This is a genomic window from Blastococcus sp. CT_GayMR16, from assembly GCF_004570875.1.
Taxonomy (GTDB): Bacteria; Actinomycetota; Actinomycetes; order Mycobacteriales; family Geodermatophilaceae; genus Blastococcus_B.
The window spans coordinates 67352-80132 of record NZ_SPQK01000022.1; the positions used below are offsets into that span (position 1 = coordinate 67352).

Sequence of the window (12781 nt, forward strand, 5' to 3'; positions counted from 1 at the left end):
CCCGTGCCACACCTCCGCTTCCGCGGACCCACCACCAGGCATGAGAGCGGGCAGCGTGCGAGCAGGCGACGACGGGCTCCGGCAGGGTCGGACCGACCCGCTGTCCGGCGTCCCCGACGCCGTGTACCACCTCGACCGGGACCGGGTCCTGACGTACGTGAACACCGCGGGCGAGGCGATGATGGGGTGCTCCGCGTCCGAGATGCTCCAGCGCCCGTTCTTCGCCACGTTCCCCGGCCTGCGCGGTACGACCGTGGAGAAGACGTTCGGCGCCGTCCTGGCCGACGGCCGGCCGCGGGTCTTCGAGTACCTGCACGAGCGCTGGGACCACTGGTTCGAGATGCGCGCCTATCCGGACTCCCGCGGGCTGACCGTGATCGTCCGGGACGTCGACGACCGGGTGCGCTCCGACCTGCGCCGGGACGACGAGACGCGCCAGCTCACGGCCGTCATGGAGGCGTTGCCGTCGGCGACCGTGCTGATCGACGGGGACGGCCGCATCCTGACCGCGAACCGGGCGTGGGTGGCCAACGGCGAGCTCCTGCGCACCAACGGGATCGATGCCGGCGGGGTCGGTGACCACTACCTGACGTCCATGGCGCGGGGCCTGCGCCGCAGTGATCACGCCGCGATCGTCGCGGGGGTCTCCCGCTTGCAGGCCGAACCGGTCGACGGCCCGGCCGGATCCTTCGACTACGACTACTCGGCCCAGCTCGGCTCGGCCGCCAGCTGGTTCCGGCTGCAGGCGGCGCGGGTGGAGGGCTCCCCGCGGATCGTCGTCGCCCACACCGACGTCACCGACCAGGTGCGCGACGAGCAGGTCCTGGCCTGGAAGGCCGGGCACGACGAGCTGACCGGCCTGCCCAACCGCTCGACGCTGCTGGAGCTCACCGGCGCCGCGCTCGCGTCGGGACCGCCCGACGGGCCCGGGACCGCGCTGCTGGTCATCGATCTCGACGGCTTCAAGACCGTCAACGACTCCCTGGGTCACGAGATCGGGGACTCGCTGCTGAACCAGGTCGGCTCCCGGCTGGCCGACCAGGTGCGGCCGGGTGACGCCGTGGGCCGGCTGGGGGCCGACCAGTTCCTCGTCCTCGCCCGCGACTGCGACTCCTCGGAGGCCGCGTCGCTGGCCTTCCGGCTGCAGACGACGTTCCGGCTGCCGTTCGCGACCTCGGGCATCTCGGTACCGCTCACGGCGAGCATCGGCGTCGCCGTGTCCCGGCCCGACGTCACCGATCCGCACCAGCTGCTGAGCGACGCCGACGCGGCGATGTTCGCGGCGAAGGGCTCCGGGCGCGACCGGGTCCACCTCTTCTCCCCGGGCCTGCGGGAGGCGGCGCGCTGGCGGCTGGAGGTCGCCACCCGGCTGCGCGGGGACGCCATCGACCAGCTCGTCGTCCACTACCAACCCGTCGTCCGGCTCGACACCGGCGAGGTCGAGGGCGTCGAGGCGCTGGTGCGCTGGCAGCACCCGGAGCGTGGGCTGCTGCCGCCGGACACCTTCCTGTCCGTCGCGGAGGAGACCGGCCAGGTCATCCCGATCACCCGCTGGCTGCTGCGCGAGACGACGCGCAAGGCGGCCGAGTGGGCCGCCCAGGGGCTCCCGCTCCGCATGTCGGTCAACGTGAGCGCCCGCCACTTCTCGGCCGAGACCCTGGTCCGCGACGTCCGGGTGGCGCTGCGCGACTCCGGGCTGCCGCCGGACCAGTTGATCCTGGAGCTCACCGAGACCTGTGTGGCCGAGGACCCGACGCGCGCCGAGGACCAGCTGGCGGTGCTGCGCAGCTTCGGGGTGCGGGTGGCCATCGACGACTTCGGCACCGGGTGGTCGTCGCTGGCGCAGCTGTTCGCGCTGCCGATCGGCACGCTGAAGATCGACCGCTCGCTGCTCAACGCCGCCGAGCAAGCCGTCGCCGGGGAGACCGGCGCGGTCCTGAGCGCGATCGTGGGGCTCACCCGGACCCTGGGCATCCGGTCGGTCGCCGAAGGGGTCGAGACCCCGGAGCACCTGCGGATGGTGCGCGAGGCCGGCTGCGACCTGGCTCAGGGCTGGCTGCTCGGGCACGCCATGCCGGCCGACGAGGTTCCGGGCTGGGTGCGCTCCGTGCAGGCGGCCGGCGGCGACCTCTGCGCACTGGCCCTCGCCCGCTGCGCGGTCGCCCAGGCCGGGTGATCGGGCGCCGGGCGACCGCCCCTGCCGGGCCGCCGCGCACCGACGTCACTGACGCGCGGCAGACTGCTCCCGTGTCCGACAGCCTCGACGCCGCCCTCGCGACCCTGACCGAGCCCGCTCCCGTCGAGGACGGCCGCCCGCAGCCCGCGCTGGACCTGCTCATCTGGGACGCGCCGAACATCGACATGACGCTGTCGACCGTGATCGGCGCCCGGCCCACCGCGGCGTCCCGCCCGCGGTTCGACGCGATCGCGGCATGGTTCGTCGACGGTGCCGGCGATCCGTCGCTGCCGGACGCGCCGGACGTCGAGGCCTGCGTGTTCGCCAACATCCCGCCGCAGCCGGGCACACTGCAGCGCTGGGTGGAGGCGTTGCGCGGCTTCGGGTACTCGGTGTTCGCCCGGCCCAAGACCCAGCCGGACGACGACATCGACCAGGACATGCTCGACCACATCGAGGTGCGGGCGCACAGCCACCGGCTGCGGCGGCTGGTGGTCTTCTCCGGCGACGGGCGCAACTTCGCCGACCCGCTGGAGCAGCTGGTCCGCGACGGCACGCACGTCGTCGTCGTCGCCTTCAGCGAGGTCGCGGGGTACGCGATCACCTCGGACCTGCTCGAGTTCATCGACATCGAGGACGTCCCGGGCGCCTTCGTCGAGCCGCTGGACCGGGTGCGCCTCGACGCCCTGCCGCCGGACGGCGCGTGGCTGCGTCCCACCCGCAGCCTGCGCGACTTCGTCAGCAGCTTCACCGCGCGACGGGACCGCTGAGCCGGAGCCGGGCCGACCGGCGGTCGCGGTCCGTTCCGCGACGTCCCCGTGCCGGTACGAAAACGACCGCAATCTGACGGATAACCGCAGGTCACCCACAAGGGGAGGCTCGGAACAGACTGCTCAGGTAGCCGGCCGGTCGTGCCGATGGAAAGGCGTGACCGCTCCGTTCCGCCGCCTGCTCGCGGTGCTGCGCCGGAGCGACGTGCTGTCCGGAACAGGTCCGCCGATCCCGGACGACGGCGGCCCGGACGACGACCGTCGGGGACCCGCGCCGTTGACGTCGCGGTCCACGCTGCGCGAACTCGGCGCTGCCGTTCCCGGGATGGCGGAAGAACTGGTCAACCGGGCCCGCGCGGCGGGCCTCCTGGTCGGCTGGGTCGCCGTCATCGCCGTCCCGGCCTGGACGGTGGTGGACCGCATCGCCGTTCCGCACCTCGCCGCAACCTTCCTGGCCGTGCGGCTGCTGGGCGACGTCCCGATGCTCCTGGCGATGTGGGCGCTGTGGCGCCTCCCGCTGGGCCGTCGCCGGCCCGAGGCGCTGACCTTCCTCATCCTGGCGATCGTCCAGGTCGAGATCGCCTGGATGATCCCGCAGACCCAGGGCGATCCGTACTTCCTGCTCGGCTTCACCCTCGCCGTCTACGGCAGCGGCTGCATCCTCGTCTCCCGGCCCGGCTGGACGGGCGCCGTCGTCGGCGTCTCCTGGGGAGCGCTCGGCATCTCCGTGCTCCTCCATCCCGGCCGGCTGGCGGCAGAAGACGTCGTTGCGGTCAGCGTCTATCTGGGCACGGCCTCGATCATCGGGGTGCTGGCGCACCTGCGCCGGTACGCCCTCAACAACCGCGAGCTCCTGACCCGCGTGCGGCTCGAGCGCGAGCAGCAGCGGACCGGCATCCTGCTGACGCAGCTGGAACGCCTGAGCCACGAGGACCCGCTCACCGGGTTGGCCAACCGCCGGCGCTGGGACGCCGAGCTGGTCAGCGCGTGCACCGAGGCCCGTCAGCGCAACACCGTCGTCGGCGTCGTGCTGCTCGACATCGACCACTTCAAGCGCATCAACGACCGCCACGGCCACCCCGGCGGCGACGAGGCGCTCCGCCAGGTGGCCGGGTTGCTGTCCCGCCGCGTCCGCGCGGGCGACCTGGTGGCGCGGCTCGGTGGTGACGAGCTCGCCGTCCTGATGCCCGGAGCGGACCTGGACCGGGCCGTCGAGCTGGCCGAACGCCTCCGCTGCGAGGCGGTCGACCTGGTGCCCCCGGGCTTCGATGCGGGCGAGATCAACCTGTCTCTGGGCGTCGCGTCTGCCGGGGGAGCCGAGGCGTATCCGCTGGAGCTCATGTCGCGTGCCGACCAGCAGCTCTACTGCGCCAAGATCACCAGGAACGCGGTCGGCGCCCCTCGCCGGGACGCGATCCCGCTCCCCCGGTGACGACCGTCCGCTAGCGCGTGCCCTCGCGGAGCATCTCGAGCGCCTTCGCCACCCGCCGCTGTCGCGTCTCGGGGTTCTTCGTCCCCTCGACGGCCAGGACGTGCCGCTCGGTGGCTGTACGGCAGCCCTTCGAACGTCCGGCGCGCCGCCTCGTCGCCGGCCAGCGCCGCGGCCAGGTCCTCGGGCACGGTCACCTCGCGGGGCTCGGTGTCCACCTCGACGTCGACGTCCACGTCGTCGCCGGCCGCGATCCCGGCGGCCGCCCGGTTCTCCGCGCTCACCGGCAGCAGGTAGATCCCGCCGCGGGAGGCGATCGTGCTGCGGTAGGTGTGCGCGCCGATCGTCACCCGCACGGCCGGCTTCTTCCCGGCGGCGAGACCCTCCACGACTTCGGTGGGCACGCGCATCCCGGTGGCGGTCTTGCCGCCCAGCTCCACGGTCGTACGAAATCTCATGGGGCCGGAGTCTCTCCCGGGATCCCCTGCTCCGTCAGCCAGGCCAGCGCCGCCTCGGCCACCTCGGACCAGCCGGAGTCCACGGTGAGCGAGTGCCCGCGGTCGGGGAACTTCCGGAAATCCGTGACCGCGGCTGACTTGCCGTACATCTTGTAGGCCGCCCGGCTCACGCTGTCCGGGATCGTCCGGTCCTTCCCGCCCGACACGATCAGCAGCGGCGCCCGGTCGGCCTTCCGGGTGTCGACGGCGGTCGCCGCCCGCGACCTCGGGGTGGCGTTGGCCAGCGCGGCCTGGAACAGCGGGCGGCCGGGGCCGGGGATCGTCCACTGCTCGTGCAGCCGCGCGGACTCCTCCTCCGGCAGCGCATTGCCGAACGCGCTGCGGAACTGGGCGGGTGTCAGGCTGACGGCGCGCTTGCGGTTGGCCGGGTTGCGCAGCACGGGGAAGGCCGAGGCCAGCTGGGCCGGCGGGGTACGGACGACGCCGCGGATCTGCGCCGGGTCGATGGCCACCCCCGCCCGGCCGAGCCCCCGGTCCAGCAGCGACATGACCACCAGGCCGCCGAAGGAGTGCCCGATCAGCACCGGCGGCTCCGGCAGCGCCGCCACGATGCGCGCGTGATGGTCGACGATCTGCTCGAAGCCGACGCCGGCCTGGCTCTCGGGATGCTTGCGGGCCTCGGCCACGGTGTCCGGGACGCCGGGCCACTCGGGGGTCTGCGGGTCGTAGCCCGCCGCGCGGAACCGCTCGACCCACGGTTGCCAGCTGGTGGAGTGCAGCCACAGGCCGTGGATGAAGACGACGGGCACGCGGGCAGCGGGCATCCAGGACTCCTCGCGGGGGGAATGCGACGGACCGCACTGTCGCGCAGCGGAACCCGTCGACACCGACCCCGCGACCTGCCCCTTCCGAGTGGGACGAGGTTTGCTGCGCTTCCTCACCGCCCGTGACCAGCCGATGACCATGATGGGGAAGGCTCCGTAGCCGAGCCCGCGCGGCGCGTCATGGACGGGCGGCGTGGTCGGGCGCCGGCCCGACGGCTAGCGTTCCCCACCGCGGGGGGCGGGTTCCGGGTCCATCGGAGTCCTGCGCACCGCGGTACAGATCGGAGAGGACGAATGACGAGCGTTCCCGGCAGTGTCCCGGGGCTCGACCACCCGGTCGAGCAGACCGAGGCAGAGGTCACGCTGACCGGGCGCGGCATCTCGGTGAGCTCACGCGTGGAGGTCGTCCACGACGGCTTCATCGCCGTGCGCCCCTCGGTGGGCGAGTTCGTCGACCAGGTCGTGGTCAAGGTCGGCGACGCCGTCGAGGTGTTCTGGAAGACCGAGGACGCCCAGCGGGCGCTTCCCGCCGAGATCACCGAGGTCGAGCAGGGCGCCGTCATCCGCTGGCGGATGCGCGCGACCGGACCGGCCGAGGCGAGCCAGCGCCGCAAGGCCGTGCGTGGTCGCGTCACCGTGCCGGTGACGGCGGGATACGGGTCGATCGAGCTCAAGGGCGAGACTGTGGACCTCAGTGAGGCCGGCCTGCGCGCCGAGTTCGAGGGGCTCGGCGCTCCTCCCGAGGCGGGCGCCAAGCTCGACCTCGCGATCGCGCTCGAGGACGGCGCCTTCAAGCTGAAGGCCGAGGTCGTGCGCACCCAGGCCCGCGGTGCCCGCTGGGTCATGTCCATCCGGTTCGCCAACATCCAGGAGAAGGACCAGGACCGGGTCCGCCGCCGCGTCTTCCAGGCGCTGCGCGAGGAGCGGGCCAAGAAGGCCGACGACGCGCCGCCGGACCTGCGGGGGTAGGTCGGGGTTCTCCGGGGCAGGACACGGGGTGTGGACACTCCGCAGCGCCGGCTGACCGATGCCTTGACGGCGCTGCGGGACGCCCTCGCCGCGACGCCCCTCGGGCTGGCCACCCCGGAGCGCGACGCCGCTCGGCGCGCCGCCCACGCCGTGGCCGACCAGATCGACGACTACCTGCTCCCCCGCCTGCGCGACCTCGACGCCCCGCTGCTGACCGTCGTCGGCGGGTCGACCGGTGCCGGCAAGTCCACGCTCGTCAACAGCCTGATCGGCGCCCCCGTCACCACCGCCGGGGTGCTGCGGCCGACGACCCGCTCGCCCGTCCTCGTCTGCGCCCGCGCCGACGTCGCCGCGTTCTCCGGTGACCGCGTGCTGCCCGGCCTGCCGCGCGTCACCGGTTCGGCCGGCGGGCCGGGCACCGTGCAGCTCGTCGTCCGCGACGACCTGCCCCCCGGGCTCGCGCTGCTGGACGCCCCCGACGTCGACTCCGTGGTCGAGTCCAACCGCGAACTGGCCGGCCAGCTGCTGGCGGCGGCCGACCTCTGGGTCTTCGTCACCACCGCGTCCCGGTACGCCGACGCCGTGCCCTGGGACCTGCTGCGGACGGCGCAGGAGCGCGGTACCGCTCTGGCGGTGGTGCTGGACCGCGTCCCGACCGAGGCGGCGGCGGAGGTGGCCGCGGACCTGGCCGGGATGCTCACCCGGGCCGGGCTCGCCGGGGCGCGGCTGTTCGTCGTCGAGGAGCGGCCGCTGGCCGACGGGCGGCTGCCCGAGGACCAGGTGGCTCCGCTGCGCTCGTGGCTGCACGCCCTCGCCGCCGACCAGGGAGCGCGCGCGGCCGTCGTCCGGCAGACGCTCACCGGCGCCCTCGACAGTCTCGAGCAGCGGGTCGCGGTCATCGCCGCGGCCGTCGAGGCGCAGCACGTCGCCGCCGCGGCGCTGCGCGATGCCTCGGACACCGCCTACGGAGCCGCCCGCGACGGGGTCGACGAGGGGGTCCGCAGCGGGACGCTGCTGCGGGGCGAGGTCCTCGCCCGCTGGCAGGAGTTCGTCGGCACCGGTGAGTGGATGCGGGCGCTGCAGGGGCAGGTGAGCCGGCTCCGTGACCGCGTCGTGAGCGCGGTGACCGGCCGGCCGACGCCGGCCGACGATCTCCAGGGCGCCCTGGAGAACAGCGTCGAGCGGTTGCTGCGCGCCGAGGCCGACCGTGCCGCCGAGCGGACGGTCACCGCGTGGCGGTCGCTGCCCGCGGGGCCGGACCTGCTCGGCGGGGACGAGCGCGAGCTCGAGCAGGTGTCGCCGGACTTCCCCGAGGCCGCCGCCGCCCAGGTGCGCGACTGGCAGGGGGCGGTCCTGGACCTGGTCCGCGACCAGGGCGCCGACAAGCGCTCCCGCGCCCGGCTCCTCTCGTGGGGGGTGAACGGCGCGGGTGCGGTGGTGATGGTCGCCGTCTTCGCCCAGACGGGCGGCCTGACCGGCGGTGAGATCGCCGTCGCCGGCGGTACCACCGCGCTCGGGCAGCGGGTGCTGGAGGCCGTGTTCGGCGACGCCGCCGTCCGCTCCCTCGCCGCCCGTGCCCGGGAGGACCTGGAGGCGCGGGCGGACCACCTGCTGCGCTACGAGCAGGAGCGCTTCGACGTCCGGGTGGCCGCTGCCGCGCCGGGACGGGGCGCTGCCGACGAGCTCCGCGCCACCGTCGCGCAGCTCGCCGCGGCCCGTCGGGCCGCGCCATGAGCCGGCGCGGGATGCCGCTGGCCGATCGGCTGACCGCGCTCCGGGAGGCCGTCGAGGTCGCCGAGGGGCGGCTGGAGGTGCCGGAGATCGGCCGGGCCCGGGCGCTGCTGGCGAAGGCCGGTGCCCGGGCGGCGCTCGGTGATGCGACCGTCGTCGCCCTGGCCGGGGCGACCGGCAGCGGCAAGTCGACGCTCTTCAACGCCCTGTCGGGCAGCGAGGTCAGTACCCCGGGTGTCCGGCGGCCCACGACCGGCGTCGCCCACGCCACCACCTGGGGCGAGCAGGACGCCGACGGGTTGCTCGACTGGCTGGAAGTGCCCCGCAGGCACCGGCACGCCCCGGAACCGGCGCTGGACGGACTGGTCCTGCTCGACCTGCCCGACCACGACAGCGTGAAGCTGGAGCACCGGCTGGAGGTCGACCGCCTGGTCGGCCTGGTCGACGTCCTGGTCTGGGTGCTGGACCCGGAGAAGTACGCCGACGCCGCGGTGCACGACCGGTACCTGAAGCCGCTGGCCTCGCACGCCGGCGTGCTGCTCGTCGTCCTCAACCAGGTCGACCGGCTGGACGCCGCCGCGGCCGCCGCGTGCCTGGCAGATCTGCGGGGCCTGCTGGACCGGGAAGGTCTGGAGGCCACACCGCTGCTCGCGGTGTCGGCCCGCACCGGCACGGGCGTGGCCGACCTGCGGGGGGAGCTCGCCCGGCGGGTCGCGGCCCGCCGGGCCGCCACCGACCGGCTCACCGCCGACGTGCGCGGGGCGGCAGCGGAGCTGAGTGCCTACTGCCCCGCCGACGGCAGCACGGCGATCGGGCGGCGGGAGCGCGGGCACCTGGCCGAGGACCTGGGCGACGCCCTCGCCGGCGCGGCCGGCGTCCCGGTGGTCACTGCCGCGGTCGAGCGGTCGGCGCTGCGCGACGGCGTGGCCCGCACGGGGTGGCCGCTGCTGCGGTGGACCCGGAAGCTGCGCCCGGATCCGCTGGCGAGACTGCACCTGGGGAACGACCGGTCCCGCAGCTCGCTCCCGGCGGCCGGCCCCGTGGAGCTGGCGGGGGTCACCACGGCGGTGCGCCGGGCGCGGGACGTCATGGGCGAGGACCTGCCCCAGGCGTGGCGGGACGACCTGCGGCGCACCGTGGAGGAGGCCGAGGGGAAGCTCGCCGACCGGCTGGACCGGGCGGTGGCCGGCACCGACCTGGGGCCCGACCGCGTTCCGCTGTGGCAGCGGGCGGTCGGCGGGATGCAGTGGCTCCTGGCGCTGGTCGCCCTGGCCGGTGCCCTGTGGTTGCTGGTGCTGGTCGCGCTCGGCTTCTTCCAGCTCGACGACGTCGTCCCCCTGCCGCGGGTGGAGGGCCTGCCGCTGCCGACCCTGCTCCTCGGCGGCGGGTTGCTGGCCGGTCTCCTGCTGGCGCTCGTCGCCCGGCCACTCGTGGGCCTGCGGGCCCGGCGGCGGGGACGGGCGGCCGACCGCCGGCTGCGCGTCGCGGTCGACGCGGTGGCCGAGGACGTCCTCGTCGGCCCGATGACCGCCGTCCGCGAGGACGCCGACCGCTTCCGCGACGCCGTCGAGGCCGCCCGGCGCTGATCCCTCTCTCAGTCCCGGTGGATGCCGGGGGAGCGGGGCTCGGGGAGCTGGTTGCGCTGCCGCTCGGCTCCCTCGGTGCGGCCGGAGGGCAGCCGGGCCCACACGTGCTTGCGGCCGGGCCGCTTCTCCCAGCCGTAGCTGTTCGAGAGCTGAGCGACCAGGTGCAGGCCCATGCCCCCCAGCGCCGGATCGCGGTCGACGGCCGGGATGGGCGGCCGGTCGGGCGCCTCGTCGCTCAGGTCCAGCAGCCAGCCGCCGGGGCCGGCGACCACCAGGGCGCGGACGTCGCCGCCGCCGTGACGCAGCGCATTGGAGGCCAGTTCCTCGAAGACGAGGAGCAGACCGTCGCGCGCGTCCTCGGTCGATCCGGAGGACACCGACGGATGGGCGATCCGGGCGCGGAGGTCGCTGCGCACCCGCGAGACGACGTGCATCGCCTCCAGCTGCCAGTGCCAGACGTCGCCGGGGACGGACGGCACGGGCGCGCTCGGCCACGGGTCGTGGGTCGGCTCGTCGGCCGTGTCCCGGGCCATCGCCTCCCCCTCGCCTGCCCCTCGCTCGGCCTTGACAGACCGGACCGGATTCGGGCCCGGCCGGGTCCATCCTGACCGATCACGCCCCGGCGCGCGAAGGGGGGCGGGTTCCGGGCGGGCGACCAGGCACACTGGACCGGTGGAGGACATGCTGCGGGACCTGAGCAAGGTCGTGCTCGTCGAGCGCTCGCTCACCGAGGTGCTCACCGACGTCACCGCGATCGCGGCCCGCGGGATCCCCGGCGCCGAGGCGTCGTCGATCACGCTGCTGCGGGCCGACAAGGCCTTCACCGCGGCGCACTCCGGCGAGATGGCACTGGCCGCCGACGAGCTGCAGTACGAGCACGGATACGGCCCCTGCATGGACGCCGGCCGGGGCGGGGTGCTGCTCCGCATCGACGACATGCGCACCGAGACGCGCTGGCCGGACTACGTCGCGCACGTGCTCGCCACGACCCCGGTGCTGAGCTCCCTGTCGATCCCGCTGCCCTACCAGGGCTCGAGCATCGGGGCGCTCAACAACTACTCGACCAAGCCGGAGGCCTTCGCCTCGCCGGAGTCGCTCCGGGCCGCCACGGACGTCGCCGAAGTCATCGCGGTCGCCGTCGCGAACGCCGACGCGCACGCCCAGCTGTTCGATCAGGCCCGCCACATGCGGGTGGCCATGGAGTCGCGCGCGGTGATCGAACAGGCCAAGGGCGTCCTGATGGCGCAGCGGCACGTCGACGCCGAGCAGGCGTTCGAGATCCTGCGCGAGGCCTCCCAGCGCTACAACCGCAAGCTGCGCGACATCGCGTTCGGGATCGTGGAGTCAGCCGCGGAGAACCGCCCCCGCTGATTTCCCGGACCGCAGCCGCGGTCCTGCTCAGACGGGGGCGTCCAGGCTCGCCAGGCGGGAGACCAGGAACTCCACCGCCGCGGCGCTGTCGACCCGCTCGGCGACGTCCACGGCGGTGGGCGCGGAGGAGACCGTCCGGCGGTCCACGAGCGTCTGGCCCCGGCCGAAGCCCAGCCCGGTGTCCACGACGACGTCGCGCCGCACCGTGCCGAGCGTTCCCGGCAGGATGGCCTCGGTCAGGGCCAGGGCGTCGTGGACGACGACGCCGGTGGTCCCGTACGCCGTCCGGGCGTGGTCCAGGTACTGCTGCAGGATCGCCGCCGCCTGGGTGCCGATCGGGCCGGCCGCGGCGAACCGCGCGATCCCGTCCTCGTCGAGCACGGTGGCCAGCGTGACGTCCAGCCCGACCAGCACCGTGGGCAGCGTCGAGGTGAGCACCGCCTGGGCGGCCTCGGCGTCGGACCAGACGTTGAACTCGGCCGCGGCGGTCACGTTGCCCCCACGGGTCGCCGAGCCACCCATCACGACCAGCCGGCCGATGCGGGCCGCCGCGTCGGGGAAGACCCGCAGCAGCAGCGCGATGTTGGTCAGTGGCCCGATGGCGGCGACCGTGACGGGCTCCGGGGAGCTCATCAGCAGCTCGGCGAGGGCCACGACGGCGGAACGGGGGTCGGGGACGGCGGGGGACGGCGGCAGCTGCACCCCGCCCAGGCCCGCCGTGCCGTGCACGTGCCCGGCCCGCTCCGGCTGCGGGTGCACCAGCGACTCCCGGGCCCCCGCCGCCACCGGGACGTCGGACCGCCCGGCCAGGTGCAGCACCCGCAGCGCGTTCTCCGTCGTCTGCGGCAGCTCCACGTTGCCGTGCACGGTCGTGACCAGGCGGAGGTCGACCTCGGGGCTGGCGAGGGCCAGGAGGATGGCCAGTGCGTCGTCGATGCCGGGGTCGGTGTCGATCACGAGGGGGATGGGTGTGGGCACCCGGGAATCCTCGCAGGAGGCTCCGACACGCCGCGCAGGCCGGGCAGCGGAGGACATGACCGTTCACCTCTTCCGCATTTTCGCGCTCAGAATGCACTTCTTGTCGACAAGTTCCCGGGCCGAAGAATGGGTCACGGGGTCGTCCGGAAATGGTTCACAACGGTTCGGTCACGCGCCCGCCGGTGAATGTCGCGAACGAGCAGGAAAGGGGCCGCCGCTGCCTACCTTTCTCCTTGTCCGCGACACCTTCCCCGGTCGCGGACACGACTTCCGGGAGGCGACATGAGCAGCAGCGAGCGGGCGACCGCGGCGCGCCTGTCCGCCGACCCGATGGCCCCCGGCCGTGGCCTGGCCGGCCTGATCGACGTGCTCGACCGCGCGGACGGCGGATCGCCGCACGCCCGCCCCCGCACCCGGCGCGCCCGTGCCTCAACTGCTGCGCAATCAGCGCCCGGTGATCATCCCCGACTTCACGCCCGAGCACGCCGC

Annotated in this window: 12 protein-coding genes and 1 pseudogene; 8 read left to right on the forward strand and 5 right to left on the reverse strand. The window is 74.5% G+C overall.

Going from position 1 to position 12781, the window contains the following annotated elements; translation table 11 throughout:
- The first annotated feature begins 55 nt into the window (after positions 1–55).
- The 3 genes from E4P38_RS19480 (at position 56) to E4P38_RS19490 (ending at position 4378) form a co-directional block, all read left to right on the forward strand.
- Entirely contained in the window at positions 56–2176 is a 2121-nt protein-coding gene (locus E4P38_RS19480; protein WP_245161166.1) for an EAL domain-containing protein, read from the forward strand.
- Positions 2177–2247: 71 nt separating this feature from the next.
- On the forward strand, positions 2248–2946 hold the full coding sequence (locus E4P38_RS19485) for an NYN domain-containing protein (protein ID WP_245161167.1): 699 nt from the start codon (positions 2248–2250) through the stop codon (positions 2944–2946).
- A 157-nt stretch (positions 2947–3103) separates the two neighbouring features.
- Entirely contained in the window at positions 3104–4378 is a 1275-nt protein-coding gene (locus tag E4P38_RS19490; protein ID WP_135133646.1) for a GGDEF domain-containing protein, read from the forward strand.
- Positions 4379–4388: 10 nt separating this feature from the next.
- Here the strand turns inward: E4P38_RS19490 and E4P38_RS23915 are convergent, their stop codons facing one another.
- From E4P38_RS23915 to E4P38_RS19500, 3 genes and pseudogenes are all read right to left on the reverse strand, one after another.
- A complete protein-coding gene (locus tag E4P38_RS23915) occupies positions 4389–4475 on the reverse strand; it encodes a YdeI/OmpD-associated family protein (protein ID WP_280791096.1) in 87 nt (28 codons plus the stop codon).
- Positions 4476–4525: 50 nt separating this feature from the next.
- Positions 4526–4833: pseudogene (locus E4P38_RS23975) on the reverse strand (DUF1905 domain-containing protein); the annotation flags it as partial.
- The gene (locus E4P38_RS19500) at positions 4830–5657 is read right to left on the reverse strand and encodes an alpha/beta fold hydrolase (protein ID WP_135133647.1); all 828 of its coding nucleotides are present in this window, start codon (positions 5655–5657) and stop codon (positions 4830–4832) included. The pseudogene E4P38_RS23975 and the gene E4P38_RS19500, both read right to left, overlap by 4 nt.
- Before the next feature lie 294 nt (positions 5658–5951).
- Here E4P38_RS19500 and E4P38_RS19505 point away from each other — a divergent pair, with 294 nt between their 5' ends.
- From E4P38_RS19505 to E4P38_RS19515, 3 genes are read left to right on the forward strand one after another with little or no spacing between them, the layout of a single operon-like run.
- On the forward strand, positions 5952–6626 hold the full coding sequence (locus E4P38_RS19505; protein ID WP_167760636.1) for a PilZ domain-containing protein: 675 nt from the start codon (positions 5952–5954) through the stop codon (positions 6624–6626).
- A gap of 30 nt (positions 6627–6656) precedes the next feature.
- The gene (locus E4P38_RS19510; protein WP_135133649.1) at positions 6657–8360 is read left to right on the forward strand and encodes an ABC transporter; all 1704 of its coding nucleotides are present in this window, start codon (positions 6657–6659) and stop codon (positions 8358–8360) included.
- Positions 8357–9943 (forward strand): GTPase, encoded by a 1587-nt coding sequence (locus E4P38_RS19515; RefSeq protein WP_135133650.1) that lies wholly within the window; start codon positions 8357–8359, stop codon positions 9941–9943. The genes E4P38_RS19510 and E4P38_RS19515 overlap by 4 nt, the downstream gene beginning before the upstream one ends.
- Positions 9944–9951: 8 nt before the next feature.
- On the opposite strand, the gene E4P38_RS19520 is transcribed toward E4P38_RS19515, so the two are convergent.
- Entirely contained in the window at positions 9952–10476 is a 525-nt protein-coding gene (locus tag E4P38_RS19520; RefSeq protein ID WP_135133651.1) for an ATP-binding protein, read from the reverse strand.
- Positions 10477–10624: 148 nt separating this feature from the next.
- On the opposite strand from E4P38_RS19520, the gene E4P38_RS19525 reads away from it, so the two are divergent.
- Positions 10625–11314 carry a GAF and ANTAR domain-containing protein gene (locus tag E4P38_RS19525; protein WP_167760637.1) on the forward strand — a complete coding sequence of 230 codons (690 nt, stop codon included), beginning with the start codon at positions 10625–10627 and terminating at the stop codon, positions 11312–11314.
- A 27-nt stretch (positions 11315–11341) separates the two neighbouring features.
- Here E4P38_RS19525 and E4P38_RS19530 read toward each other — a convergent pair whose 3' ends face one another.
- Positions 11342–12292 (reverse strand): nucleoside hydrolase, encoded by a 951-nt coding sequence (locus tag E4P38_RS19530; protein WP_245161168.1) that lies wholly within the window; start codon positions 12290–12292, stop codon positions 11342–11344.
- Between the two features lie 282 nt (positions 12293–12574).
- Here E4P38_RS19530 and E4P38_RS23260 point away from each other — a divergent pair.
- Positions 12575–12781, forward strand: a 207-nt coding sequence (locus E4P38_RS23260) for a hypothetical protein (RefSeq protein WP_209309205.1), incomplete at its 3' end; no start/stop codon positions are given.

Bases quoted from the DNA above. Each gene is read 5' to 3' on its own strand.
- E4P38_RS19515 (WP_135133650.1), top strand. From the start codon at position 8,357: ATGAGCCGGCGCGGGATGCCGCTGGCCGATCGGCTGACCGCGCTCCGG.
- E4P38_RS19520 (WP_135133651.1), bottom strand. From the start codon at position 10,476: ATGGCCCGGGACACGGCCGACGAGCCGACCCACGACCCGTGGCCGAGC.
- E4P38_RS19505 (WP_167760636.1), top strand. From the start codon at position 5,952: ATGACGAGCGTTCCCGGCAGTGTCCCGGGGCTCGACCACCCGGTCGAG.
- E4P38_RS19500 (WP_135133647.1), bottom strand. From the start codon at position 5,657: ATGCCCGCTGCCCGCGTGCCCGTCGTCTTCATCCACGGCCTGTGGCTG.
- E4P38_RS19525 (WP_167760637.1), top strand. From the start codon at position 10,625: ATGCTGCGGGACCTGAGCAAGGTCGTGCTCGTCGAGCGCTCGCTCACC.